Origin of the sequence: Micromonospora sp. NPDC007220, assembly GCF_040634035.1 — a bacterium.
In the GTDB taxonomy this organism is placed as follows: domain Bacteria; phylum Actinomycetota; class Actinomycetes; order Mycobacteriales; family Micromonosporaceae; genus Micromonospora; species Micromonospora reichwaldensis.
This window is the reverse complement of sequence record NZ_JBEYEU010000005.1, coordinates 286,601-311,407: the sequence shown is the minus strand read 5'-3', so window position 1 is coordinate 311,407 and position 24,807 is coordinate 286,601. Positions and strand designations below refer to the sequence as shown.

General features: G+C 74.6%; 23 protein-coding genes and 2 pseudogenes. 12 read left to right on the top strand and 13 right to left on the bottom strand.

Annotated elements, in window-relative coordinates:
• Positions 1 to 6: 6 nt before the first annotated feature.
• A complete protein-coding gene (locus ABZ573_RS13895; protein WP_358118290.1) occupies positions 7 to 1,614 on the bottom strand; it encodes an ABC transporter substrate-binding protein in 1,608 nt (535 codons plus the stop codon).
• A gap of 303 nt (positions 1,615 to 1,917) precedes the next feature.
• Here ABZ573_RS13895 and ABZ573_RS13890 point away from each other — a divergent pair, with 303 nt between their 5' ends.
• The 6 genes from ABZ573_RS13890 (at position 1,918) to ABZ573_RS13865 (ending at position 8,894) form a co-directional block, all read left to right on the top strand.
• Positions 1,918 to 2,454 carry a helix-turn-helix domain-containing protein gene (locus ABZ573_RS13890; RefSeq protein ID WP_327028431.1) on the top strand — a complete coding sequence of 179 codons (537 nt, stop codon included), beginning with the start codon at positions 1,918 to 1,920 and terminating at the stop codon, positions 2,452 to 2,454.
• Positions 2,455 to 2,527: 73 nt separating this feature from the next.
• Positions 2,528 to 3,448, top strand: a complete 921-nt coding sequence (locus ABZ573_RS13885; protein WP_327028430.1) for a dihydrodipicolinate synthase family protein — start codon at positions 2,528 to 2,530, stop codon at positions 3,446 to 3,448.
• Complete coding sequence (locus ABZ573_RS13880; RefSeq protein ID WP_151457003.1) at positions 3,445 to 4,632, top strand: FAD-dependent oxidoreductase; 1,188 nt, start codon at positions 3,445 to 3,447, stop codon at positions 4,630 to 4,632. Before ABZ573_RS13885 ends, ABZ573_RS13880 begins: the two co-directional genes overlap by 4 nt.
• Complete coding sequence (locus ABZ573_RS13875) at positions 4,625 to 4,936, top strand: (2Fe-2S)-binding protein (protein ID WP_358118287.1); 312 nt, start codon at positions 4,625 to 4,627, stop codon at positions 4,934 to 4,936. The genes ABZ573_RS13880 and ABZ573_RS13875 overlap by 8 nt, the downstream gene beginning before the upstream one ends.
• A complete protein-coding gene (locus ABZ573_RS13870) occupies positions 4,933 to 6,399 on the top strand; it encodes an FAD-dependent oxidoreductase (protein ID WP_358118285.1) in 1,467 nt (488 codons plus the stop codon). The genes ABZ573_RS13875 and ABZ573_RS13870 overlap by 4 nt, the downstream gene beginning before the upstream one ends.
• Positions 6,400 to 6,710: 311 nt before the next feature.
• Complete coding sequence (locus ABZ573_RS13865) at positions 6,711 to 8,894, top strand: N,N-dimethylformamidase beta subunit family domain-containing protein (protein WP_358118283.1); 2,184 nt, start codon at positions 6,711 to 6,713, stop codon at positions 8,892 to 8,894.
• Positions 8,895 to 8,900: 6 nt separating this feature from the next.
• On the opposite strand, the gene ABZ573_RS13860 is transcribed toward ABZ573_RS13865, so the two are convergent.
• The 6 genes and pseudogenes from ABZ573_RS13860 to ABZ573_RS13835 form a co-directional block, all read right to left on the bottom strand.
• Positions 8,901 to 10,004 (bottom strand): magnesium and cobalt transport protein CorA, encoded by a 1,104-nt coding sequence (locus ABZ573_RS13860; RefSeq protein WP_358118281.1) that lies wholly within the window; start codon positions 10,002 to 10,004, stop codon positions 8,901 to 8,903.
• A 64-nt stretch (positions 10,005 to 10,068) separates the two neighbouring features.
• Positions 10,069 to 10,689 carry a class F sortase gene (locus tag ABZ573_RS13855; protein WP_358118279.1) on the bottom strand — a complete coding sequence of 207 codons (621 nt, stop codon included), beginning with the start codon at positions 10,687 to 10,689 and terminating at the stop codon, positions 10,069 to 10,071.
• 113 nt (positions 10,690 to 10,802) lie between these two features.
• Entirely contained in the window at positions 10,803 to 11,291 is a 489-nt protein-coding gene (locus ABZ573_RS13850; protein ID WP_357580070.1) for a hypothetical protein, read from the bottom strand.
• Positions 11,292 to 11,700: 409 nt separating this feature from the next.
• Positions 11,701 to 12,540, bottom strand: a complete 840-nt coding sequence (locus ABZ573_RS13845; RefSeq protein WP_327028425.1) for a metalloregulator ArsR/SmtB family transcription factor — start codon at positions 12,538 to 12,540, stop codon at positions 11,701 to 11,703.
• Positions 12,541 to 12,650: 110 nt separating this feature from the next.
• Complete coding sequence (locus ABZ573_RS13840; protein ID WP_358118276.1) at positions 12,651 to 12,902, bottom strand: hypothetical protein; 252 nt, start codon at positions 12,900 to 12,902, stop codon at positions 12,651 to 12,653.
• 25 nt (positions 12,903 to 12,927) lie between these two features.
• Positions 12,928 to 13,161: pseudogene (locus ABZ573_RS13835) on the bottom strand (NAD(P)-dependent oxidoreductase); the annotation flags it as partial.
• A gap of 56 nt (positions 13,162 to 13,217) precedes the next feature.
• Here ABZ573_RS13835 and ABZ573_RS13830 point away from each other — a divergent pair.
• Positions 13,218 to 13,418: pseudogene (locus ABZ573_RS13830) on the top strand (winged helix-turn-helix transcriptional regulator); the annotation flags it as partial.
• A 142-nt stretch (positions 13,419 to 13,560) separates the two neighbouring features.
• Positions 13,561 to 14,097, top strand: coding sequence for a GNAT family N-acetyltransferase (locus ABZ573_RS13825; RefSeq protein WP_358118274.1), 537 nt, complete (start codon positions 13,561 to 13,563; stop codon positions 14,095 to 14,097).
• Between the two features lie 67 nt (positions 14,098 to 14,164).
• On the opposite strand, the gene ABZ573_RS13820 is transcribed toward ABZ573_RS13825, so the two are convergent.
• The gene (locus ABZ573_RS13820; protein ID WP_358118272.1) at positions 14,165 to 14,992 is read right to left on the bottom strand and encodes an inositol monophosphatase family protein; all 828 of its coding nucleotides are present in this window, start codon (positions 14,990 to 14,992) and stop codon (positions 14,165 to 14,167) included.
• 47 nt (positions 14,993 to 15,039) lie between these two features.
• Positions 15,040 to 16,149, bottom strand: a complete 1,110-nt coding sequence (locus ABZ573_RS13815) for a serpin family protein (protein WP_358118270.1) — start codon at positions 16,147 to 16,149, stop codon at positions 15,040 to 15,042.
• Positions 16,150 to 16,292: 143 nt separating this feature from the next.
• Here ABZ573_RS13815 and ABZ573_RS13810 point away from each other — a divergent pair, with 143 nt between their 5' ends.
• Together ABZ573_RS13810 and rnhA are read left to right on the top strand one after the other, a co-directional pair.
• Positions 16,293 to 17,546, top strand: a complete 1,254-nt coding sequence (locus tag ABZ573_RS13810; protein ID WP_358118268.1) for a lycopene cyclase family protein — start codon at positions 16,293 to 16,295, stop codon at positions 17,544 to 17,546.
• 98 nt (positions 17,547 to 17,644) lie between these two features.
• Positions 17,645 to 18,124 (top strand): ribonuclease HI, encoded by a 480-nt coding sequence (gene rnhA, locus ABZ573_RS13805; RefSeq protein ID WP_132239639.1) that lies wholly within the window; start codon positions 17,645 to 17,647, stop codon positions 18,122 to 18,124.
• A 29-nt stretch (positions 18,125 to 18,153) separates the two neighbouring features.
• Here rnhA and ABZ573_RS13800 read toward each other — a convergent pair whose 3' ends face one another.
• The 4 genes from ABZ573_RS13800 to ABZ573_RS13785 all read right to left on the bottom strand — a co-directional run bounded on the left by ABZ573_RS13800 (position 18,154) and on the right by ABZ573_RS13785 (position 20,963).
• Positions 18,154 to 18,384, bottom strand: a complete 231-nt coding sequence (locus ABZ573_RS13800; protein ID WP_121398427.1) for a hypothetical protein — start codon at positions 18,382 to 18,384, stop codon at positions 18,154 to 18,156.
• Between the two features lie 103 nt (positions 18,385 to 18,487).
• Entirely contained in the window at positions 18,488 to 18,724 is a 237-nt protein-coding gene (locus tag ABZ573_RS13795) for a preprotein translocase YidC (protein ID WP_151457037.1), read from the bottom strand.
• Positions 18,725 to 19,053: 329 nt separating this feature from the next.
• Positions 19,054 to 19,953: a pentapeptide repeat-containing protein gene (locus ABZ573_RS13790; protein ID WP_327028418.1), complete on the bottom strand. Its 900-nt coding sequence runs from the start codon at positions 19,951 to 19,953 to the stop codon at positions 19,054 to 19,056.
• A gap of 197 nt (positions 19,954 to 20,150) precedes the next feature.
• Entirely contained in the window at positions 20,151 to 20,963 is an 813-nt protein-coding gene (locus tag ABZ573_RS13785; protein ID WP_327028417.1) for an SDR family oxidoreductase, read from the bottom strand.
• Positions 20,964 to 21,133: 170 nt separating this feature from the next.
• Between ABZ573_RS13785 and ABZ573_RS13780 the strand changes: the two genes are divergently transcribed.
• Positions 21,134 to 23,926 (top strand): sialidase family protein, encoded by a 2,793-nt coding sequence (locus ABZ573_RS13780; protein WP_358118264.1) that lies wholly within the window; start codon positions 21,134 to 21,136, stop codon positions 23,924 to 23,926.
• A 26-nt stretch (positions 23,927 to 23,952) separates the two neighbouring features.
• Positions 23,953 to 24,807 (top strand): carbohydrate ABC transporter permease, encoded by an 855-nt coding sequence (locus ABZ573_RS13775; RefSeq protein WP_327028415.1) that lies wholly within the window; start codon positions 23,953 to 23,955, stop codon positions 24,805 to 24,807.

The following is a 24,807-nucleotide window of genomic DNA, read 5'->3' as shown; positions in this document are numbered from 1 at the left end:
GAGTGACTACCCCCGGCCCACCGCGGCGAGGTCGACCTGCCAACCGGCGGCGGTGTAGTCCGTGCCGGTCAGGTCGCCGCTCGCCACCACGGTGGAGGAGTTGCTGGCCAGGACGACGTACGGCGAGGCGGCGTTCATCGCCCGCTGCCACTCCTGCATGGCGGCGGCCCGGGCGGCCAGGTCGAGGGTCTCGGTGACCTTCTTGCCGGCGGCCACGACGGCCGGGTCGGCCCGCTCCACCGTCCAGCCCGAGCGCAGCGCGGTGGCCTGGCCGGGGGACATGTTGTTGATCAGCGAGTCGGCGACCGGGTAGTTCAGGCTCTGCGGGGTGAACCCGAGGGCCATCTTGCCCGTACGCATCTCGTCGAGGAAGGTGGTCAGCGGCTGCGGGGTGAGCTCCAGCTTGATGCCGGCCTCGGCGGCGTCGCCCTGCACCTTCGTCGCGACCGTGCCCAGGTCGACCCCCTTGTAGGTGATGGCCGGGTAGTTGAACTTGACCGTGGGGTTGGTCAGCCCCGCCTCGGTGAGCAACGCCTTGGCCTTCGCCACGTCACGCTTCGACTGCTCCTCGGCCGGCAGCGCGCCCGGGTAGGCCGGGGCCACCAGGCCGGCGCCCGGGGCGGCGCCCTTGCCGTACAGCCCGGCGATGCCCTCGTAGTCGATGGCGGCCCGCAGCGCCTGGTTGAACTTCGCGTTCGAGCTCACCGGCGAGACGGCCGGGTCGGCGTTGAGGAAGAGGAAGTAGACGGTGTCCTGCATGGCGGAGGTCTTCAGGCTGCCCGGCAGCCCCTCCAGCAGCTTGCCGGAGATGTCCAGCGCGATCTCGGAGCCGCCGGCCCGCTGCATGGTCAGCTTCTGGGTCTGCACGTCCATGTTGCGCAGCACGACGCGGTTGAACTCGGGCTTGTCGCCCCAGTAGTTGGGGTTGGCCTCCAGCACCACCTGCGCCGACGGGTCGTACGACTTGAGCACGTACGGGCCGCTGCCGACGGAGTTCGTGTCGAGGTACTGCTGCGCGGTGTCGCTCTTGGCGGCGTCGGCGGCGTCGGTCGCGCCGTGCTCCTTGGCGACCTTGGAGTTCACCACGCCGGTGGAGGGCATCGCGAGCACCACCGGGATGTTCGGGTCGGCGGTCGCCGAGGTGACCACCACGGTCCGCTCGTCGGTCTTGGCGAACGTGAGGCCGCTGACCATGACGGCCGGGCTGGCCTTGACGTTCTTCAGCCGGTTGAGGGAGAAGACCACGTCGTCGGCGGTCAGCGCGGTGCCGTCGGAGAACTTCACGCCCTCGCGCAGCTTGAAGGTGAAGGTCTTGGCGTCGGGCGACGCCTCGAACGACTCGGCCAGGGCCGGGACCGGCTTGCTCACGTCCGAGCCCTCGAAGGTCAGCAGGGTGTCGTAGAGCGAGTGCACGGCGGTGAGGCCGGTCGCCTCGTAGATCCGGCCGGGATCGAGGGTCTTGAGGACGAACGAGGTGTTGACGGTGAGGGTCTTGGCCGAACCGCCGTCACCGTTTCCTCCGCTGCCGCCCGCGCTGCACGCGGTGCTGGAGGCTATGGCCAGCGCCGCCAGAGCGATCGCTCCGACGCGGAGCCGGCGAGGGGACACCGACATGCTGTTCCTACCTTCGTATGGGCCGGCCCGCGCGGGACGGGCTCTGGGGGCTGTCACACCCGGTGACGTCGGTGACGCCGCGGCCGGGGCCGTTGGTGCAACCGTGGCGGCTTCGCGGGTCTGCGCCGTTGTGCCGTCATGGGGTTGGATGTACCCGGACGGGACTCGTGTCCGGTTCATGTCTCAACGCCGCTTGTCTAGTAGCGCCAAACGCGTTCACCTTATGTTTGACCACCCTAGACAGCGGCGTATAGTCACGTCAAACATTTCTAGCCACACTGTTTTCGGAACGAGGAAAGACGCATGCTCGGTGACCAGCTCCGCGACCTGCGCCAGCAGCACTCCCTCACGCTGCGCCAGCTCGCGGCGGCGGCCGACGTGTCGCCCGCCCTGCTCAGCCAGATCGAGAACGGCGCCACGGACCCCAGCCTGGCCACCCTGCGTAAGCTCGCCAAGGTCTTCGACACCTCCATCGCGGCGCTGTTCTCCGAGCCGGACGCCCCGCTGGTGCACATCAGCCGGCCCGGCTCGCGGTCCCGGCTCGCCGCGCCTCCCGGGCAGATCGCCTACGACCGGCTCACGCCGGGGCGGGGCGACCTGGAGGTGCTGGAAGCCGAGCTGGCGCCCGGCGACGCCAGCTCCACCGAGCCCTGGGCGCACCCCTCCACGGAGTGCGCGATCGCCGTCACCGGTGAGGTCGTCGCGGAGATCGGCGGCGAGAACTACGTGCTGAAGACCGGCGAGGCGATCACCTTCGACTCCCGGCTGCCCCACCTCTACCGCAACGCCAGCGACCAGCGGGCCCGGCTCATCATCGCGGTCACCCCGCCGACCCCCTGACCCACCCGGCACGTCACCCGGCCCGCGTACGCGCACGTGGGCGGTACGACGGCGCCCGTCGAAAGGACCCGCAGTGGACCGTGACAGCGTCGACTGGTTCGGCTACCTCCCGGCCGTCACCACCCCGTTCACCGCCACGGGCGAGCTGGACCTCGCCGCCTGGCGCGGGCAACTGGACTGGCTCGCCGCCGAGCGACTGCACGGGGTGATCGTCGGCGGCACCACGGGCGAGTGGTTCAGTCTCAGTGAACAGGAGCGGGCCGAGCTGTTCCGGACGGCCGCCGAGCGGGTCGGCGACCGGCTCACCGTGCTCGGCGGCTGCAACGCGTACACGCCGGCGGAGGCCATCCGGCACGCCGAGGCCGCCCGCGCCGCCGGCCTGCACGGCATCCTGCTCACCCCGCCGCCGTACGTGGTGCCCACCCGCGCCGAGGTCGTGGCGTTCTACCGGGCCGTCTCCGAGGCCGTCGACATCCCGCTCTGCGTCTACAACTGGCCCCGCGGCACCGGCGTCGACCTGGACGCCGACCTGCTGCTGGAGCTGAGCGCGCTGGACACCGTGGTGGCGGTCAAGAACTCCACCCCCGACTTCGGCGGCTTCGTCCGGAGCCTGGTGGCCCTGCGGCACCGGGTGCGCTACTTCGGCATCCCCACCAACGAGGTGGGCATCGAGCTGATGACCACGATCGGCGGCGACGGGCTGATGGGCGCCGGCGCCGTGCTCGGCGCCGACCACCCCGACTTCTTCCGCGCGCTGCGCGCCGGGGACCTCGACCGGGCTCGGGTCCTCGGCGCCCGCGACCGCGTGATCATGGAGGACTGGTTCGGGCCCGACTACGGCGCCCGGTTCGGCAACGCCCAGGCGATCATGAAGTACGCGCTCACCCTGCGCGGCGTGCCGGCCGGGCACGTCCGCGCGCCGCTGCTCCCGCTGACCCCCGCCGAACAGGACCGCGTCCGGGCCACCATGAGCCAGCTCGACCTGCTCCCGTGACTGCGTACGACACGGCGGTCATCGGCGGCGGCCTGCTCGGTTGCGCGACCGCCTGGCACCTGGCTCGCGCCGGCAACCGCGTCCTGCTCGTCGAGAAGGACCAGGTCAACCGGCACGCCTCCGGGCAGAACGCGGGCAGCCTGCACTTCCAGCTGGAGTTCCGGATGGTCGAGCACGGCGACGACGCGGCCCGCGCGGCGGCCCGCGCGCTTCCGCTGCACCTGGACGCCGTGCGGGCCTGGGCGACCATCGAGGACGAGCTCGGCGAGCGGTGCGGGGTGTCCCGCACCGGCGGATTGATGCTCGCCGAGACCCCGGCGGAGATCGCCGTGCTGGACCGCAAGGCGGCCCTCGAACGCGAGTACGGCCTCGACGTCGCCGTGCTCTCCGGCCCGGAGCTGCGCCGGTTCGCGCCGTACCTGGCCGACACCGTGCTCGCCGCTGGCCACGTGCCCGGCGAGGGCAAGGCCAACCCGCGGCTGGTCACCCCGGCGCTGGCCCGGGCCGCCGGCCGCCACGGTGCCGTGCTGCGCACCGGCTGCCGGGTCACCGGGCTGCACCGGCGCGGCCGGCACTGGGAACTGCGCACCGGGGCCGGCCCGGGAGACACCGCCGGGGAGACCCACCTGGCCGACACGGTCGTGCTCGCCGGCGGCGTGTGGACCGCCGAGCTGGCCGCGATGGCCGACGTCCGGCTGCCGGTCTTCCCGGTCGGGCTGACGATGAGCGCCACCGCCCGCAGCCGGCCGTTCCTGCCGCACCTGATCCAGCACGTCGGCCGGCGGCTGTCGATGAAGCAGACCGAGGACGGCAACGTGCTGATCGGCGGCGGCTGGCCGGCCAAGCTGGTCAGCCGCGCCGGACAGGTCGACCTGGAGACCAACCCGGAGCTGCGCTACGAGTCGCTGGTCGGCAACGCCGACGCCGCCCGGGTGGTCCCGGCGGTGTGGGACCTGCCGGTGATCCGGACGTGGACGGGCATGACCACGCTCACCCCGGACCACCTGCCGCTGCTCGGCGCGGTGCCGCGCCGGCCGGGGCTGTACGTCGCCACCGGCGGCTCGGCCTTCACCCTCGGCCTCACCTACGCCCGGCTCCTCGCCGCCATGGTCGTCACCGGCGAGCCCGACCGTGCGATCGAGGACTATTCACCCGCCCGCTTCGGAGCGCTGAACTTTGTCTGAACACCGCCCGCCGCAGCCCGCCGAGGCGCCGAGGCGCACCGCGATGGGCCGGCCCGCGCCGGTCACCATCGAGGTGGACGGGCGGCCGGTGCCCGCCCACCCGGGCGAGTCCCTGGCCACCGCGCTGCTGGCCGCCGGGGAGCGGGCCGTCGGCGTCACGCGCGGCGGCGCCCGCCGGGGGCCCTACTGCAACATGGGGATCTGCTTCGAGTGCGTCGTCACGGTGGACGACGTGCCCTGCCAGCGTTCCTGCCTGATCCGGGTACGGGCCGACATGCGGGTGCGCACGGCGGTGCCCCGGTGAGCGCGCCCGACGTGGTGGTGGTCGGCGCCGGCCCGGCCGGGCTGGCCGCCGCCGCCACCCTCGGCCGGCACGGCGCCGCCGTCACCGTCGTCGACGAGCAGGAGCAGCCGGGCGGGCAGATCTACCGCCGGCCGCCGGCCGGGTTCACCCCGCCGATTGCGCCGTCCTCCGCCGGTCGGGCCCTGCTCGCCGAGGCCACCGCCGCGCCCGGCGTCCGGTGGCTCGCCGACACCACGGTGTGGGGCGTCCTCGGCACCCGCGCCGGCCTCGACGGGTACGCCGGCGACCAGCCCGCGCCGGGGCGCTACCGGGTCGCCACGCACGGCCCGGCCGGGGTCCGCCTGCTCGAACCCCGGGCGGTGCTGCTCACCGCCGGCGCGTACGACCTGCCGGTGCCGTTTCCCGGCTGGACGCTGCCCGGCGTGCTCACGGCGGGCGGTGTGCAGACGTTCGTCAAGGCGCAGGGCCTGCTGCCGGGTGGCCGGTTCGTGCTGGCCGGGGGCCACCCGCTGCTGCTGGTGGTGGCCGCCCAGCTGGTGCGCGCCGGTGCCCGGGTGGTCGAGGTCGCGCTGGTCCAACGCCGCCGCGACCTGCTGCCCGGTCCGGCCGGGCTGGCCGCCGTGGCGGGCGCGGGCGGCAAGATCGCCGAGGGCGTGGGGGCGCTGCGCGTGCTGCGCCGGGCGGGGGTGCCGGTCCGGTTCGCCACGGTCGTCCGCCGCGCCGACGGCGACCCGGACCTGAGCGCGGTGACCCTCGCCGAGGTCGGCCCCACGGGGCAGCCGGTGCCCGGGACCGACCGGGAGGTGCCCTGCGACGTGCTGGCGCTGGGCTACGGCTTCGTCCCCTCCGTCGAGCTGGCCCGGCAGGCCGGCTGCGCGGTGACCTGGGACTCGCCCGCGGGCGGTTGGGTGGTCGGGCACGACGAGTGGTTGCGTACCTCGGTGCCCGGGATCGCGGTGGCCGGCGAGCTGACCGGCGTCGCGGGTGCCGAGCAGGCGGCGGTCGAGGGCCGGCTGGCCGCCCTGGGCGTGCTGCGCGACCTGGGGCTGCTCGATGAGCGTCGGGCCGCCGCGCTGGCCGACCCGGTGCGCCGGGAGCTGCGCCGCCGGCGACGTTTCGTCACCCGGGTGCTCGACCGCTTCGCGCCGGACCGGGCGGCCCTGGGCAGCCTGGTCACCGACGACACCGTGCTCTGCCGCTGCGAGGAGGTGCGGGCCGGTGACGTGCGCCGGGCGCTGGCGGCCAACCCGCACCTGGGCACCGCGAACGCGGTCAAGCTGGTGACCCGCGCCGGGATGGGCCTGTGTCAGGGCCGGTCCTGCCAGCCGGGCCTCTGCCAGTTCATCTGCACGCTGACTGGCCGGGGGCCGGAGGAGGTCGGGGCGTTCACCGCGCAGGCGCCGGTCAAGCCCGTCCCCCTGCGCGCCCTCGCGGTCGGCGACGCGCTGCCCGACACGCCCTGACCGCCGCGCCGCCCGGCGCGCCCTGACCAACGCGCTCTGACCAACGCGCTGCCCGGCACGCCCGGACCGACGCGTCAAGCCGGCCGACGCTGATCAGGTCGCCGCCGGGCCGCGCCGGGCCCGTCGCCTCGATCGACAACAGTCAATCGCCTTCCGTCAATCGCTTGATCGGCGGGATCGGCGCGGGCCGGCCGGTCGGAGGTGCTCGCGGATCATCCGATTTCCCCGCTCAGGGCGCTTGGCGGGGCCACGCCGGCGCCGTCGGTTTCGTAGGTTGCCCAGCACATCCGCCTCGCCGGAGAGGGGTCGCCATGGGAAACGTGCCGGGCCTGGGGGGCGTACCGCGCCGACGGCTGCTTCGCGACGGCGCCGTCATCGCCGCCTCCGTGCCGCCGCTGCTGCTGGCGGGCTCGTCCGGCGCGTCGGCCGCCGTGCCCCAGTACGACCCGCAGCAACGGTTCATCCGCCTGGTCGGCGGCGGGTACGGCGTCATCTTCGCGATCCAGGCCGACGGCGCGCTGTACTGGTACCGGCACACGGGCTGGCAGACCGGCGCGTTCACGTGGGCGAGCGGTTCGGGCCGCCGGATCGGCTCCGGCTGGCACCAGTTCCGGGCGGTCTTCGGCGGGCTCGACGGCTCGCTCTACGCCGTACGCGGCGACGGCACCGTCCACTACTACCGCTACCGGCTGACCAACTCGACGACCGGCGCCGGCACCTGGATCAGCGGCGGGCAGATCGGCGCCGGATTCGAGCGCTATCCCCGGCTGTGCGGGTTTCACGGCGCGTTCTACGGACAGAACGCCGCAGGTGACCTTTTCCTGCACCAGTACGACCTGGTCAGCAGGACGTGGACGGTCCAGGGGGCGCGCATCGGTGGCGGCTTCACCGGCGCCGTGTTGCAGGCGGACACCTCCGGGGTCCTCTACGCCTACCACTACGGCGACATCCGCTGGCACCGGCACCTCGGCGGCGGCGCCTGGGCGTCGGGCTCGGGCCTGCGGATCGGCTCCGGCTTCCGCAACTTCTTCCTCAACGACGGGGTGTGGTGCACCGGCCAGGGGGCGCTGTACGCGATCCCGCCGGACGCGGCCACCGCCCGGCAGAGCGGCGCGCTCACGCAGTACCGGTTGACGAACCACACCACCGCCGGCCCCGACGGGCGGGCCGCCTGGATGAACAGCGGCACCGGCAAGCGGGTCGGCTCCGGCTGGACGGTGCAGACGCAGGCCGCCCTCCAGGGCTACGCCAACACGCCGAGCGTGGCGCAGGGCGAGGTGGCACGCTTCGCGGTGTCCACGGGGTTCCCGTCGCTCACCGCGTCGATGGTCCGGCTGGCACCCAACCCCGGCGCCCCCGTGGTCGTCTCGCCGCCGCTGCCCGTCACCGGCGGGGTGCAGTCGCTGCCGGTGGGGTTCCTCGGCGTCGGCTGCGGCTGGTCGGACCGGTTGCAGTTCCGGGTCCCCGCCGACTGGCAGCCCGGCCTCTACGCCGCCCGGCTGGAGGGCCCGAACGGGCTGCACCGGTACGTGCCGTTCCTCGTGCGGTCGACCCGCCCCACCAACAGGATCGCGGTGCTGCTGCCCACCTTCACCTACAACGCCTACAACAGCTGGGGCGGGCACAGCCAGTACTGCCCGGACACCACGGGCCGGCGACCCCTCTCCGTACGTCGGCCGTCGACGGAGCTGAACGTCGACGACCCCGGGATCCGGGACCACACCCTCTACTCGGATCTCCTGCTGACCCGCTGGATGTCCCGGCAGGGGCTCGCCTTCGACGTCTACGAGGACGCCGACCTGCACGGCTCCAACGGCTGGCTCACCAACTACCGGGTGCTCGTGCTGGGCAGCCATCCCGAGTACTGGTCCGACACGATGCGGCAGCGGCTGGTCAACTTCCAGGCCGGCGGCGGCCGGCTGATCTACCCGGGCGGCAACGGCCTGTACGAGCGGGTGCAGGTCAACTCCGGTCGTACGGTGGTCACCTACCGCCGGTCGGACGGCAGGCGGGACATCTACACGGAGCTGGGCCTGCCCGCCTCGCAACTGCTCGGCACCAACTACGTCGACGCCGGCACGTACGCGCCGTACCAGGTGCTGCGTGACCATCCGCTGCTGGCCGGCACCGGCCTGGTGGTCGGCAGCAGGTTCGGCCGCACGGGTTACAACGGCGCCGCCAGCGGCTGGGAGACCGACGGGCTGCGCGGGCTGGCCGGCGAGGCGTCCCCGGCGCAGGTCATCGCCCGGGGCGAGAACCCCGGGGGCCAGGGCGCCGCGATGGTCTTCCTGGAACGGCCCAACGGCGCCCTGGTCTTCAGCGCGTCCTCGATCTCGTTCGTCGGCGCCCTGGCGGACGATCCGGCGATGTCGACGCTGTTGCGCAACGTCTTCGACCGGATGCTGGCGTCGGCGCCGGCGGTCCGGGCCACCGAGGTCCCGATGCCGCGCACCAGCCCCGCGCCCGCGATCCCGGAGCCGTCCACGATGGAGTAGCGGCGCTCAGAGCCAACCCGAGCGGCGGAAGAGGCGGTGCAGGGCGAACGCGGTCAGCGCCATCAGGCCGAGCGCGGTGGGGTAGCCGTAGCGCCAGTGCAGCTCCGGCATGTTGGCGAAGTTCATGCCGTAGATCCCGGCGATACCGGTCTGGGTGGCGGCGATGGCGGCCCACGCGGCGATCTTGCGCATGTCGTTGTTCTGCTCCACCGCGAGCTGCGCCAACCGGGACTGCACGATCGAGGTCAGCAGGTCGTCGTAGGCGGCGACCCGGTCCACCGCCCGGGTCAGCCGGGCGTCCACGTCGACGAACCATCGGTGCAGGCCGCGCGGCGGGTTGTCGGGCCGCTGGTCGAGCAGGGAGCGCAGCGGCGCCTGGAGGGGCTGCACCGCCCGCTTGAACTCGACCACCTCCCGCTTGAGCTGGTAGATGTGCTGGATGTCGGCCGAGCGGTCGCGGGCGAACACCGCCTCCTCGACGCGTTCCAGGTCCCGCTCGACGTGCCCGGCGACCTCCAGGTAGAGGTCGACCATCCGGTCGCAGACCGCGTAGGCGACCGCCCACGGGCCCTGCGCGAGCACCGCGGGGCGCTGCTCGACGTCGGCGCGTACGCAGGTGAGCGCGCCCGCGGCGCCGTGCCGCACCGTGACGGCGAAGCGGTCGCCGACCAGCACCATCACGTCGCCGGTGTCGACCACCTCGGAGGTGTCGGTCAGCTCGGCGTGCTCGACGTAACGGGCGGTGCGCAGGACCAGCAGGGTGACGTCGCCCTCGCGGCGCACCGTGGGGCGGTGGCCGTCGGCGAGGGCCTGCTCGACGGTGAGGTCGTCGAGCCCGAAGGTGCGGCCGACGGCCGCCATCACCGCCGGATCGGGCTCGTGCAGACCCAGCCAGACGAAGGCGTCGCGGCCGCGACGGCTGCGGGCGTACGCGTCGGCGTAGTGCAGGCGGCCCGGCTCGCGCCGCCCGCCGACGTAGACGGCACAGTCGACCACGGCGTCGGGATTGGAGCGCCGGGGCTCCGGCGCGCGCTGCCCGGGCAGCGGTCGGCCGAGCAGCCGGTCGAACACGGCCGACAGCTTGACCCGTTCCCTCGCCCGCCGAACCACCCGTCCCCCTCCGCCGCACCGGCATCCGCGCGGACACCGTACTCGGGTCGGGCGGGTCCGGGGGTCACGGTACCCGGGTGGCGAACACGATGACGTTGTCGACGTAGTTGCCGGTGTCCCGGTCGAACCGGCCGCCGCAGGTGATCAGCCGCAGGCCGGTCGCGTCGCTGGGCCCGTAGACCAGGTCGGTGGGGAAGTGGTCCTTCGGGTACGACCCGACGCCGTCGACGGCGAAGGTGGCGACGCTGGCGTCGGCGCGGGTGATCCGCACGGTGTCGCCGGGCCGCAGCCGACCGAGGTCGAAGAAGACGGCGGGGCCGGCGGCGGAGTCGACGTGCCCGACGAGCACGGCGTTGCCGGTCTCGCCTGGGCTGACACCGTGCCGGTACCAGCCGGCCAGGGTGGGCCGGTCCAGCGGCGGCACCTCCAGGTGCCCGTCGGCGTCGGCGCCCACCGGGACGATCCGTGCCCGTACGTCGATGGCCGGGATCCGCACGTCGACCGGCGCGGCCCGGTGCAGCGGCGGCACCGACGACGCGGAGCGGGCCGGTGCGGGGGCGTGGGCGGTCTCCGGCCGGGGCGGGCGGGGCGGGGTCGTGGCCAGCCCGGCGGCGACCAGGCCGAGCCCGGTCGTGGCGAGCAGGACGACGACCGTGGCCGCCCAGCCGGGCCTGCGCCAGGACACGATCCCACCTCCGTACGCGTGCGCCCGGGTGCCCGCTCCGGTGGGTTCACCGGTGCGGGCACCCGTTGCAGGGATGGACGACTTCCAGGAAGTGGACGGCACGGGGCCGTCGGTCAGAGCGTGGCCGCCGCCATGTGGCGCCGGCGGCGGGCCAGGACCAGGGCACCGCCCGCGGCGGAGCCGAGCAGGGCGCCGCCGGCCGCCAACGCGCCGGTCCCGTCGGTGTCGCCGCGCCCGCCGGCCTGGGCCCCGCCGATCGGGGTGACGGTGAACGTGGCGCTGCCGGCCGCGCTGCCGTCGCCGCAGGTCGCGGTCACGGTGTAGGTGCCCAGGGTGAAGCCGGCGGTGAAGAGTTCGGCGCTCAGCCCGCCGCCGGCCGCCGCGGTGGTGGACCGGACGTTCTGGTCGCGGTCGGGGCCGGTGACGCGGAAGATCGCGTCGCCGGACTTCGGGTTGCAGGTCGTCGCGGTGAGCACGACCGTCCCGCCGACCGGCGTGGTGGCCGGTGACACGACGGTGTCGGCCAGCGCCGCGCCGGGGAGCAGGAGCGTGCCGAGACCCACGCCGAGCGCCGCCGATACGAGAACTGTCTTTGCCTTCATACGCGTCTTCCCTCACTTTTCGTCCGCTGACTGCGTGGGACGTCGTTCGGGTGGCCAACTCCGTGACTAGCACCGGTGTGACCAACCCTAGGAGGGTTGGGACCCCGATCCGGTGAAAATGAGAAATCCTCGTTGCCGTCACGTGTCCACCCGGGAGGCGGAGGGAGCAGCGGAAATGCCGGCACGGCCCACCCGCGAGGGTTGGCCGTGCCGATGTCACCGGGGGTCGTGCTGTCGCGGCTGGGCCGTCCCGGCCCCTCTCGTGAACGGTGCCCCGCGGCGGGCGCGTACGCGCCCGGCCCGCCGCGGTGGTCCGGTCCTGGCCGGTTTGCTCCGGGCAGGACGCGCCGCCGTTCCGGTCGCCCGGCAGCGGGTCCGCCGGTGCCGGCCGCGTGCCGCGACGAGGTGCTCAGCCCTGCGCGGTGGCGCTCTCGGGGCGCGGCTCGGGCAGCGGCTCCCCGGTCTCCAGCAGCGACTTGAGGCTGGCCAGCAGCTCCGGCCAGCCGCCACCGCCGTCGAGTTGACCGCTGACGGCCCGGTACATCTCGCTGCCCGGGGAGAAGTCCTCGTGGGTGACGGTCAACTTGACGAACTCGCCGTACGGGGCGATGTCGAAGGTGACCCGGGACCTCCGCTCGCCGAGCCGGGCCGCCAACTCCTCGTCGGACCAGCCGAAGTGCGCGGCGTGCTCCGGTTGGAAGCCGTGCCAGCTGTAGGAGAGCCGGCGGAACGGCTCGGCGACCAGGACGCGCTGGCCGAGGTCGCGGAACTCGCCGCCCGGCTCGTCCTGCCACAGCACGGGGGAGCCGACCCGCCAGTCGGAGCGCAGCGCGACGCCGCCCCAGTAGCGGCGGGTGAACGCCGGCTCGGTCAGCGCGGCCCAGAGCCTCTCGGGGGTGGTGTTGACGTAGGTGGTGTAGACGAAGGTGGGACTGTCCATCGGCTCCCGCTCCAGCGCTGTCCGTAGGTCGGCGAGTGCGCGCACCCGCTCGCGGTCGTAACGGTCGATCCATCGTTCGGCGACGGCGTTGATCGGGACGGGGTTGAGGTAGTGCAGCTTCTCCCGGCCGCGTCGCACGGTGGTCACCAGGTTGGCCGCCGAAAGCACCGCCAGGTGCTTGCTGACCGACTGCCGGGTCATGTCGAGCCCGGCGCACAGCTCGCGCAGGCTCTGCCCGTCGCGCCGGTTGAGGTCGTCGAGGAGCCGGCGCCGACTCGCGTCGGCCAGCGCCCGGAACACGTCGTCCACCCTGCCCACCTCGCACACGCAGCCGTCCGGCTGCCTGTCAGATTAGGCAACCGGACGACTGCATGTCCAGCATGTCGCCGCATCCACCCGTCAGGGGGCGGCGGGGGCGGTCAGGCCGGGCGACCGACGTCGTCGTGCAGCAGCCCCACCAGCGCGGAGAGGCCCTCCTTGCCGTGGCCCCGGGCGACCGCCTCGTCCAGCAGGTCACGTACCGGGCGCATCAGCCCGGCGTCGACCCCCAGGTCCCGGCAGGCTGCCAGCAGGTTGCCGAAGCTGGCGGCCTGCATCCCCAGGGAGGACCCGTCGGCGTCGTGCTCGCCCGAGTCGACGGCCGCCGCCATGGCGGGCAGCTCCCCGAGCATGGCGGTCAGCCACCCCGGTCACCATCGGCGCGAACTGGCCCGCCGGCGTGCCGGCCGCGCGGATCATCGCCGTGGCGTGCAGGAATCCACCGAACATGCCGTACATGGCGGCGAGCAGGGCCAGGTCGTGCACGGCCGCCCGACCGGGGTCGGCGCCGAGCCAGTGGACGTCGCCGAACACCGCGAGGGTGTCCCGCCAGTCGAGGAAGGCGTCCTCCGCGCCGCTGTGGAGCACGAACGCGCCGGGCTGGCCGATCATGAACGGAACGGCCATGATGGCGCCGTCGACGTACCTGGCACCCCGCGATCGACGTCGTGGGCGGCAAGTGGAAGGCGCTGATCCTGTGGGAGCTGGACGGGGGCCCCCGCCGCTTCGCCGAGGTGCGCCGGGGGATCACCGGGATCAGCGAGAAGATGCTGATCCAGCAACTGCGCGAGATGGAGGCGTACGGCCTCGTGCACCGTGAGGTCTACCGGCAGGTCCCGCCCAAGGTGGAATACTCGCTGACCGACTTCGGCCGGTCCCTCAACGAGGTGCTGATGCCACTCGGCGACTGGGGCGAGCGGAACATGGCGACCATCGAGGCCATCCCCCGGGACCGACCGGCCGGCGCGAACCCGCGTGCCCCGGCGGTTGCCCGGCGAATAGGGTCGCGCGGTGACGGAGATCAGGACCGAACGGCTGCTGCTGCGCGACTGGCGGGAGTCCGACCTCTCGCCGTGGGCCGCGATGAACGCCGATCCGGAGGTGCGCGAGCACCTCGGCCCGCTGCTCACCGCCGAGCAGGCCGCCGCCTCGGCGCGCTCGTTCCAGGCCGACCTCGACCGGCTCGGCTACGGCTTCTGGGCCGTCGAGGTCCGCGCCGGCGGCGCGTTCGTCGGCTTCGCCGGGCTGGACCGGGTCGACGAGGGTGTGCCGGTCACCGGCGTGGAGGCGGGCTGGCGGCTCGCCCGCTCCGCCTGGGGCCACGGCTACGCCACCGAGGCGGCCCGGGCCGTCCTGCGGTACGGCTTCGACACCGTCGGGCTGCCGGAGATCCTGGCCATCACCACCGCGACCAACCTGCGCTCGCAGGCGGTGATGCGTCGCCTGGGCATGACCGCCGATCCGGCCGACGACTTCGACGACCCGGAGGTCGACTCCGGTCCGCTGCGCCGGCAGGTCGTCTACCGCAAGCGGGCCGGGGAGCGCTGAGCGTCGGGCGGCAGGCCCCGGTCGGCCGGCCGCTGATCACCAGCGCGTCGCTGGCCGGCGGCGCCGCTCAGGGCCGGGCCGCCGTTCGCTCCGGCGCCCCCCGGAACTGCCGGTCGACGACGGCCAGCAGGGCGGCGTGCGTCTCCGCGTCCGCCGCCACGATGAGACCGCCCACGCCGGTGTGCGGGGGCTGCCCCCGCAGCCCGGTCACCACGCACCCGGCCGCCTGACACAGGGCGATACCGCCGGCGAAGTGCACGCTGTCGCGGAGGTCCCCGTCGGTGACGTACGCGGCCCGTCGACCGGCGGCGACCCACGCGACGGCCAGCGTGGTGGAGAGCACCCGTGGCCCGAACCGCGCGGCGAACTCCGCGTCCGCGAGCATCCCGGTCGCCCGGAATGCGGGGGCGTTCGGGAACGGCGGGTCGAGGTTGACGTCCACCAGCCGGGAGCTGGCCGACGGCGCGAGGGGCTCGTCGACGCCGTCGCGACGGATCTGGGCCGCCCTGCCGTCCCCGAACCAGAACACCTCCCCGGCGAACGGGTCGGCGACCGCGACGGCGGTGACCTCCGGACCGGTACGCAGCGCCACGTTCACCGCGACCAGCGGGGTGCGCGCCGCGTAGTTCAGCGTGCCGCACAGCGGGTCGACCAGCCAGGTCCGGTCGGCCGACCGGGAACCGGTGTGCCCGCTCTCCTCGCCCAGCACGGCGTCGTGCGGCCGGGCGCGGCGCAGCACGTCGAGGACGGCCCGCTCCGACTCGAGGTCGGCGGCGGTGGCGAAGTCACCGGGCGATTTGTCGAACCGTTCCAGCGGCCCGCCGAACCGGGCCCGGACGACAGCCGCGCCCGCCTCCGCCGCGACGATGGCCAGTTCCGGGTCGGTGAGGATCATGGCCGAACGGTAGCCGAGGCCGGCGGAATCGGCGGCGCGCCCGGTGCTCAGCCGCGAGGGTCGGGATCGGTCACCCAGCCGGCGAGCAGCACCAGCCCGGTGGGCCGGTGCACGGCGAGGAAGCCGAAGGGCCGGTCGACGTCGAAACGTACCCGCCGCCTGCGGGCGGTGAGCCGCGGGCGGGCGGAACCCGCCCGCGTGGCGACGGCGGTGACCACGGCGGCGCGGAAACCCGTCGCGCTGAAGGTGGCCGTGGCGCTCTGCCGCGCCTGCGAGACCGCCAGGAGCCGGGAGATGCCGGGGAAGTGGTCGCCGTCGCCGGCCGCGGTGGACAGGCCGAACAGCGCGGCCCGCTCCAGCAGGTCGTGGTCGGCGGAGGCGGTGAAGGCCACGGTGCGGACGAGCAGTTCCGGCCGGTCGTCGAGGGCGTCGACGACCTGCTCGTCGACGCCGGGGCCGGCGGCGATCGGCAGCGCGGCCGGCGCCTCGAGCGCGCCGACGGCGGCCGGCAGCACCTCCGCCGCCCCGTGCTGCGGCGCGCCCAGGGCGAGCACCACGTCGACGTCCTCGGCGCCCCGCACGGTCAGCAGGCTGAGCGGGCCGGCGGGGGTGTCGGCGGCCCGCAGCGCGTCGAGGTCGTAGCTCGTCCGGCTCAGCCCGGCGAGCCGGCGACCGTGCCACGGCCCGGCGTACGGCTGGCACCAGGCGTCGCGGAACGGCGCGGCCCACTCGGTGCGCAGCGACAGCGCGCTGGCCAGCACCATCGCGGTCGCCGGGGTGCCCCGCACCGGCATCCGGGGGACCAGGCCGTCGGTGTGGGTCGCGGCCCACCCGTCGAGGGCCTGCTGGTCGTGCGCCGGATCGCCGGTCAGCTCCCCGCGCATGGCCGCCGGCACCTCCCGCACCCACCGGTCGGCCAGCGGCAGGTCCCGCCGCGCCCAGGCGGCGAGCGCGAGCCGGGTGGTGGGGGAGCGGTCCAGGTCGAACCGGGCCGGCTCCGGCGCGACCGCGAGCAGTTCGTCGCGGACCGGACCGGTCGCGTAGCGGGCGAGCAGCGCCAGCAGCGGATAGACGCCGGCGCCGGAGACGACCGTCTGCCCGGCGTCCACCGTGGACGCCCAACGGGCGGTGAGCGCGTTGGCGGCGGTGATGCTCATCGGCGGGCGTCCTCCCGGTTGCACGGTGGCCGTCGCCCGGGGGCGACCGCTGGCACCCTACCGCCGCCCGGCGACCGCCCGATGCCCCCGACCCGGGCCGGTCGGTGCCCGGGCGTCCGGGCCGGTGTGGCAGCGTGGGCGGCGTGAACACCTCCGCGCCGCTGGACGTCGACCTGGCGCTGGTCGGCGGCGGCGGCGCCGCGTCGCTGGTCCTCGCGGCCCTGGACCGGCACGGCGTGCGGGACCTCCGGGTCGCCGTCGTCGACCCCGTCCACCGTCGCGGCCAGGACCGGACCTGGGCCTTCTGGGACCGCCCCGGCAGCGACCTGGACCCGATGCTGGCCGCGAGCTGGGACCAGGTCGAGGTGGCGACGCCCGACGGCCGCCGCGTGCTCGACCTGGCCCCCCTGCGGTACGCCATGCTGCGCTCCGGCCCGGTCTACGCCCGGGCTGCCGAGGCCGAGCGGCGGCTGGGCGTGCGGCGGATCGTCGCGCCCGTCGACGCCCTGCACGACGACGGGGAGCACGTCACGGTATGCGCCGGCGGCGGCGACGGGCCGGCCGTCCGCGCGACCTGGGTGCTGGACTCCCGGCCCCGGCCGCCCCGGCGACCCGGGCGCACCAACTGGCTCCAGCACTTCCGGGGCTGGTGGCTGGAGTCCGCCGTGCCGGTCTTCGACCCGGCCCGCGCCGTCCTGATGGACTTCCGCACCCCGCAGCCCGCCCGGGGCGTGTCGTTCGGGTACGTCCTGCCGGTCAGCGACCGGTACGCCCTGGTGGAGTACACCGAGTTCGGCCCCGACCTGCTCACCGACGCCGGTTACGACGCGGCGCTGGCCGGCTACCGGGACCTGCTCGGCCTCGACCCGGCCCGGCTGCGGGTCCGGGAGGTGGAGAACGGGGTGATCCCGATGACCGACGGCCCGTTCGAGGCCCGGCCCTCGCCCCGGGTGGTCCGACTCGGCACGGCCGGCGGGGCCACCCGACCCTCCACCGGCTTCACGTTCTCCGCCATGCACCGCCAGGCCGAGCAGGTCGCCCGGGCCCTCGCGGCCGGCCGCCCGCCGGTGCCCGCTGCCGCGTACCCCCGTCGGCACCGCTGGATGGACGCGGTCGCGCTCCGGGCGCTGGACGGCGGCGGCGTCGGCGGGCCCGACTTCTTCGGCCGGCTCTTCGACCGCAACCCCGCCGAGCGGGTGCTGCGGTTCCTCGACGGCGCGACCACCCCGGCGGAGGAGGTGGCGCTGATGGGCACCACCCGGCTGCGGCCGATGGTCGCCGCCACCGCCGGGGACGCCGTGGCCCGGCTCCGCGACCGCGTCGACCCGACCCGGCGGGCGGCGACCTGGACGGTCCCGCGACCGGTGGTCGGCGACCGGGCCGACGCCGACGGCTGAGCCGCCTCAGGCGGCGCAGTGGAAGGTCGGGAAGGTCGTCCACGCCGCGCCGCCGCCCGACGGCGGGGGAGGCCGTGCGGATTCGGTAGGTTGCCGGCATGGTGGACGAGACGGCCGGCAGGGTCGTGCAGATCTGGACCGACGGGGCGTGCAGCGGCAACCCCGGCCCCGGCGGGTGGGGCGTGGTGCTGCGCTACGGCGCGCACGAGCGGGAACTGTGCGGCGGCGAGGCGACCCCGACCACCAACAACCGGATGGAGCTGATGGCGGCCATCCAGGCCCTGGAGAGCCTGACCCGGTCGGTCACCGTCGAGCTGCACACCGACAGCACGTACGTGCGCAACGGCATCACCAGCTGGCTGGCCTCGTGGAAGCGTAACGGCTGGCGGACCGCCGCGAAGCAGCCGGTCAAGAACGCCGACCTGTGGCAGCGGTTGGAGGCCGCGTGCGCCCGGCACGAGGTCACCTGGCTGTGGGTGAAGGGGCACAACGGCCACCCGGAGAACGAGCGCGCCGACGCGCTGGCCAACCGGGGCATGACCGAGGCCCGCGCGTCGGCGGTGCCCGCCGGCCGCTGATCGGACCGGCGGGCGGGCCGGCGCTCAGGTCACTCGGTGCGGCTCGGGTCGGTGGTGCCGGAGACGGCGTCCACGTCGTAGCCGGCGCGGCTGACCTCCCGGGCCGACCGCCGGTCCTCGGCGGGCAGGTCGGCGAAGTCGTCGCCGGTGTCGTCGGTGCTGCGCAGGGACTCGCCCGGTGGACGCAGCGACGCCTGCATGGCGGTGGCGCCGTCCGGCTCGTCGGTGGCGGCCCGGTCGGTACGGTTCTGATCGGTCATGCCGCTCTCCTGCCCCCGTGGCCTGCCCGCAAACGTGCCCCGCGCCGGCGCTCAGCGAGCCGCGTCCGGGTGGCCTGCCCGCAAACGTGACCCGCGCCGGTGCTCAGCGAGCCGCGTCCGGGTGGCCCGGCATGCCGGAGCCGCCGCTGGAACTGCCCGACGCGCCGCCCGCCATGCCCGACCCGTCGTCCTCGGTGACGATGTCGGGCTTCGTCGTCGTGTCGTCCGGCGCCGGGACGTCGGTGTCTGCCTCGACCTGCACCAGCCGGGCCTGGCCGGCCTCGTCCTCGGCGTGCGCCGGATCGACCGGCAGCTCCCCGTCGCGCGCCCGATACCCCACCACTGCCTCCCCGTGCCGTCGCACCGCCGCGTTCCGCCGATGCCGTGTCCGCCCCCGGCTACCCGAAGCCCTCCACCCAAAACCCGCCCGCCTCCGACCCCCGCGCCGCGCCTCGTCTGCCCCGTCCCGCGCTGCCCGCCCGGCGGGGCGATCATGCAGTCGTGGTGCCCGTTATGGCCGGGTTGCCGCCGGTATGCGCAGCATCACAACTGCATGATCGCGAAGAGCGAGAGGTGGGGTGGGAGTGCGGGCGGGAGGTGTCGGACCAGGGAGCCGGAGGGGTGAGGATGCAGGGGAAGAGCGGGGTGGGAGGGGAGGCGGGGGTGGGGTCAGCGGGGGCGTGATGGGCGGGTGGTGCGGGCGGGGGAGCGGGGTGCGCGGGGCAGCGGGGTGAGCGACAGCGGTGACCAGTGCCCGGGGCGCGTCCGGGCGGGCGGCAGGGCGGTGTGCCGGTCGCCCCGGGCCGCGTCGAGCTGGGACTGGTGCAGGAACAGGGCGCCGGAGAGGTCCGCGCCGCGCAGGTCGGCCCCGCGCAGGTCGGCGCCGGTGAGGTCGGCCAGGCCGAGGTCGACGCCGCGCAGGTCGGCGCCGATCAGCAGCGCCCCGCGCAGGTTCGCCCGGCGCAGGTCGGTCCGGCGCAGGTCGACGCCGAACAGGTGGGCGCCCCGCCGGTCCACGCCGGGCCGGCCGCCCCGGGCCCGGGCCGCGTCCCCGGCGCGGGACAGCAGCGGGTTGACCCGCCCCCGGTACGCGTCCACGTCGAGACCCAGCAGCGTGTCGGCGGGCTCCCGGGTCAGCCGCCCGGTCTCGTCGAGCGCGACGGACAACTCGTCGCGCAGCGGCTGCGGCGGGCGCGTCGCGAGCGCCTCGGTCAGGTACCAGAGCAGCTCGTGCAGGGGCCGCATCACCGCGAACGTGTCGAACATGCGCGCTGCGGTCTCCGGCGCGTCGCGCCAGTCCCGCCCGCCGAAGGTGACCTGGGCCACCCGCTGCCCGGCGCCAAAGCAGTCGAAGACGGTGCAGCCGGGGAAACCCCGGTCGCGCAGGTCGGCGTGGATGCCGCACCGCGAGTCGGCCCGCAGGTTGGGGCAGGGCTGCCCGGCGGGCTTGTCGATGGCGAAGTCGGCGGACGCGGCGAAGGCCGGCGCGACGCAGCAGAGCCCGAAGCACCGGGCGCAGTCGCCGCGCAGCCCGTCCGCCGGCGACGTCGCCCCGGGAGTTTCCGACACGCTGACCGTTCTCCTGCCGATCGGGGGATCCCGCCGGCGGCCTCGCGGGCGGAGGCCCCCATTGTCCCGCCGCCGCGACGGTCACCGGGCCCCGGGGTGCCGAGCTGTGCGCCCGGCGGGCGGGACCGCGCCGGGGTGCCGAGCTGTGCGCGCCCGGCGGGCGGGGCCGCGCCGGGGCGTCCCGGCGCGGCGGCGCCTCACCCCCGCACCGAGCGCCAGTCGTGCGACTCCAACGAGTTGGCCTGCGGGCCCATCATCAGCATGCCGCCGTCCACCGGCCAGGACGCGCCGGTGACGTACGCGGCGGCGGGCGAGGCGAGCAGCGCGACCACGGCGGCCACCTCCCGCGCGTCGCCGGGCCGCCCGACCGGCACCCCGGGCCGCTCCTCGGTGAACGGGTCGACGTCCTCCTGACCGGTCATCGGGGTGGCGATCTCGCCCGGGGCGACCGCGTTGACGGTGATCCCGTCCGCCGCCAGCTCCTGCGCCATCACCTTCGTCAGCAGACCGAGCCCGCCCTTGGCGGCGCAGTACGCGGCCGAGCCGACCCGGGGCGCGTGCTCGTGCACGCTGGTGATGTTGACGATCCGTCCGCCCAGCCCCGCGGCCCGCATCCGCCGCGCCGCCCGCTGCCCGCACAGGAACGGCCCGTCGAGGTCGACGGAGAGCACCTCGCGCCACTGCTCCCAGCCGGTGTCGACGAAGGGCGTGGACGCCCCGGTGCCGGCGTTGTTGACGAGCACACCGAGACCGCCGAGCCGGTCGGCCAGCTCGTCGACGACCGCGTCGGCGCCCGGCAGCCGGGTCAGGTCCAGCTCGGCGACCTCGCAGCGCCGGCCGGCGGCGCGTACCTCGGCGGCGGTCCGCTCGGCGCCGTCGGCGTCGCGGTGCCAGGTGACGCCGACGTCGAAGCCGGCCTCCGCGAGGGCGACGGCGCAGGCCCGGCCGATGCCGGAGTCCGCGCCGGTGACGATGGCGATCCTCGGGTAGTTCTCGTAACGCGATGGCATGCCGGCGCACTACCCACTCCGCGCGGATGCAACCCCGCACTCGATCCCGTCGCTACCGGGGGTTGTCTGCGTCGATGCGCTCTGTCATTCTCCACCGTGGACGCTGCCAGCGGCGGTCGGCATTCCGGAGGGTCGCGCTGAGTGGCGCCGTCATCTGCCGGAGGGACCTCGTGAAGCGCAGACGTCGTCATCTGCTCGCAGGACTGGCGGTCGGTGCCCTGGTGGCGTCGACCGGTCTCATCGGAATCCACTTCGCCGGCGCCGAGGTGCCGACCCCCGTCGCGGCCGCCGGCGACGGGGAGATGCCGGGGGCGCTCGGCGCCCACATGGAACGGCTGCGCCAGGCCGTGCCGGGCAGCGACGGCATGTCGCCGGACGGGCCCGGCAACGCCGCGCAGCAGGAGTTCCTGGAGCGCGCGTACCCGGCCGACACGATCAGCATCGCCCAGGTCGACCGCTCCAAGTCGGCGTACGCCGCCGCCGAGCGGCGCACCGGCGGCACCCGAGGCTGGACGAACATCGGCCCCAGCGAGGCGCTCTACCCGTTCACCGAGTTCCGCAACGCCGGCAACTACGTGCCGAACGCGTACGTCGCGGGCGGGCGGGTCACCTCCATCGACATCGCCCCGGACTGCAACGCCCTGCTCTGCCGGGCGTACGTCACGCCGGCCGGCGGCGGCGTCTGGGGCACCCTGAACGTCCTCGCCGCCGAGCCGAAGTGGTTCTACCTGGGCGGGCCGCTGGGCATCAACGCGGCCGGCTCGGTCAAGATCGACCGCAACGACAAGACGGGGCTGACCATCTACGTCGGCACCGGCGAGGCCAACACCTGCGCCTCCGGCTGCGTCGCCGGCGTCGGGCTCTACAAGTCCACCAACGGCGGCGTCACCTGGAAGGGGCCGCTGGGCAAGAATGCCCTCGCCGGCAAGGGCATCGGCGAGATCACCGTCAAGCCCGGCGACCCGAAGACGCTCTACGTCGCCACCACCACCGCCCTGCGCGGCATGTCCGGCTCCTGCTGCACCGGCGTCACCCGGCCCGTGCCCGACGCGGAGAAGTGGGGCCTCTACAAGTCCACCGACGGCGGCGCGAACTGGAAGTTCATCCACAACGGCTCGGCCGACGCCACCCAGTGCACGGGCAGCGCCGCCGAGTACGGCAACACCGCCACCTGCTCGCCGCGCGGCGTGCGCTACGTCAAGCTCGACCCGCGCGACGCGAACACCGTCTACGCCTCCTCGTACGCCCGGGGGGTCTGGCGCTCGACGGACGCCGGCGCCACCTGGACGCAGATCAAGCCCTCGCTCAACCCGGCGGTCTTCCAGACCCGGGCCGCGATCGACGTGACCGCCCTGCCGAACGGCAAGACCCGCATGTACGTCTACGAGGGCAACCTCGGCAACCCGTACTCGCGGCTGTTCCGCAGCGACGACGTGGCCGGCGGCGCCCCCGCGTTCGCCGACCTGAGCAGCGCCAACCCGGCCGACCCGGGCTACGCCACCTACAACCAGTGCACCGGCCAGTGCTGGTACGACGTGTTCGTGCACACCCCGGCCGGGCACCCGGACATCGTCTACACCGGCGGTTCGTACGTCTACGGCGAGACCGTCGCCCACAAGCGGGCCGTGGTGCTCTCCACCGACGCCGGCTTCAGCGGCACCGACATGACCTTCGACGGCACCGACGAGCTGCACCCCAACGGCCTGCACCCCGACCAGCACGCCCTGGTCACCAACCCGCGCAACCCGTACCAGTTCTTCGAGGCCAACGACGGCGGCGTGATGCGCTCCAGCGGCCAGTTCGTGGACCGGTCGGCCTGGTGCGACAACCCGGACCGCAACCTGACCACGCAGGCGCAGAAGGACCGCTGCCGGCAGATGCTGTCGAAGATCCCGTCGAAGCTGGACGGCATCAACAAGGGCATGAACACGTTGCAGTTCATCAGCCTCTCGGCCAGCCCGCACGACCACCGGCTGCTCCAGGGCGGCACCCAGGACAACGGCACCTGGGAGAACAAGGGCGAGCGCCGGCGCTGGGTCAACACGATGATCGGTGACGGCGGCGCGTCCGGCTTCGACGTCGGCAGGCCGGAGTTCCGCTTCCACACCTTCTACGACGCCTCGCCCGAGGTGAACTTCAACAACGGCGACGTGGGCAGCTGGATCTCGATCTCCGACCCGGTCTTCGGGCACCCGGGCACCCTGTTCTACGCCCCGGTGACCACCGACCCGAAGGTCAGCGGGACGATCTTCGCCGGCACCTCGCGCACCGTCTACCGGACGAAGACGTTCGGCCTGGGCGACCGCAGCCTGGCCGAGGCCGACCGGATCTGCAACACCTGGACCGGCACCTTCGAGGCGCAGTGCGGCGACTTCGCGCCGCTGGGCACGGTCAACCTGACCGACGCCGCGTGGGGCGACCGGGCCGGCGGGGCCGTCTCGGTCGTCGAGCGCGTCGCCTCCGACTCGTCCACGGCGTACGCGGCCACCAGCACCGGCCGGGTGTTCGTGTCCCGCAACGTCGACGCCGAGCCGGCGTCGGCGGTCACCTGGACGCGCATCGACACCGCCGCCACGCCGAACCGCTTCGTCACCAGCGTCCACGTCGACCCGGCCGACCCGGCGCGGGCGTGGGTCTCCTACAGCGGCTTCAACTCGAACACCCCGGCCACCCTCGGGCACGCGTTCGAGGTGCGGCTGGCGGGCGCGGGCGCGACCTGGACCGACCGGTCGTACGACTTCGGCGACCAGCCGATCACCGACCTGGTCCGCGACGACGTGACCGGCACCCTCTACGCGGCCACCGACTTCGGCGTGCTGCGGCTGGCCAAGGGCGCCACGACCTGGGTGAAGGCGGCCCGGGGCATGCCGAACGTGGAGGTCGCCGGGCTGACCGTCGTGCCGGGCGAGCGGGTGCTCTACGCCGCCTCGCACGGCCTCGGCGCCTGGCAGCTCACGCTCTGAGGCAGGAGACCATCGGCGACGACAGGGTGCGGGGCCGCGTGCGCGGCCCCGCACCGCTGCCCGGGGCGGCCGGGCGTGCCTGGCGGACCCTCGGCGCGGCCTTCGTCCTGCTCGTCTTCGTCCCACCGTTGCTGCTGCTGGTCTCCGGTTCGCTCACCGAGCCGGGCCTGCCGCCGCCGCCCACCCCGCAGTTCGTGCCGGAGCCGGTCTCCACCACCGGCTACCGGCAGGCCGTCGAGCTGGGCGGGCTGCTGCGCGCCTCGCTCAACTCGGTCCTGGTCGCGGTCGTCGCCGTGCCGCTGAGCGTGCTCGTCGCCTCCCTGGCGGGCTTCGCGCTGACCCGGATCGCCCCGCGCGTCACCGGCGTCGTCGTGGCGGCCTCCCTGGTGGCGCTGATGGTGCCGGCCACGGCGCTGCTCGTGCCCCGCTTCGCGATCTTCCGGATGCTCGGCCTGACCGACACCCTGGTGCCGCTGGTCGCCCCGGCGCTGCTGGGCACCTCGCCGCTCTACGTCCTGGTCTATCACCTGGCGTTCCGGGCGCTGCCGACCGATCTCTACGACGCCTGCCTGGTGGCGGACCTGTCGCCGCTGCGCACGTGGTGGCGGGTCGCCCTGCCGCTGGTGCGCCCGGTCACCGCCGGCCTCACCGCGCTGACCTTCGTGCTCACCTGGTCGAACTTCCTCGACCCGCTGGTCTACGTCTACGACCGCGACCTGTTCACCCTGCCGCTGGCGCTGCGCTCCCTGTCGGTGCTGGACCCGACGAACTTCCCGGTGTTCCTGGCGGGCGCGGTGCTGGCCACGGTGCCGGCGCTGGCCGTCTTCGTGCTCGCCCAGCGGCGCTTCCTCCACCACGACGACCCGACGGGACAAGACTGA

Coding starts and splice junctions, on each gene's coding strand:
- ABZ573_RS13800 (WP_121398427.1), bottom strand. CDS start 18,384: ATGACCGATCAGAACCGTACCGACCGGGCCGCCACCGACGAGCCGGAC.
- ABZ573_RS13890 (WP_327028431.1), top strand. CDS start 1,918: ATGCTCGGTGACCAGCTCCGCGACCTGCGCCAGCAGCACTCCCTCACG.
- ABZ573_RS13840 (WP_358118276.1), bottom strand. CDS start 12,902: ATGCTCGGGGAGCTGCCCGCCATGGCGGCGGCCGTCGACTCGGGCGAG.
- ABZ573_RS13895 (WP_358118290.1), bottom strand. CDS start 1,614: ATGTCGGTGTCCCCTCGCCGGCTCCGCGTCGGAGCGATCGCTCTGGCG.
- ABZ573_RS13820 (WP_358118272.1), bottom strand. CDS start 14,992: ATGATCCTCACCGACCCGGAACTGGCCATCGTCGCGGCGGAGGCGGGC.
- rnhA (WP_132239639.1), top strand. CDS start 17,645: ATGGTGGACGAGACGGCCGGCAGGGTCGTGCAGATCTGGACCGACGGG.
- ABZ573_RS13850 (WP_357580070.1), bottom strand. CDS start 11,291: ATGAAGGCAAAGACAGTTCTCGTATCGGCGGCGCTCGGCGTGGGTCTC.
- ABZ573_RS13815 (WP_358118270.1), bottom strand. CDS start 16,149: ATGAGCATCACCGCCGCCAACGCGCTCACCGCCCGTTGGGCGTCCACG.
- ABZ573_RS13785 (WP_327028417.1), bottom strand. CDS start 20,963: ATGCCATCGCGTTACGAGAACTACCCGAGGATCGCCATCGTCACCGGC.
- ABZ573_RS13865 (WP_358118283.1), top strand. CDS start 6,711: ATGGGAAACGTGCCGGGCCTGGGGGGCGTACCGCGCCGACGGCTGCTT.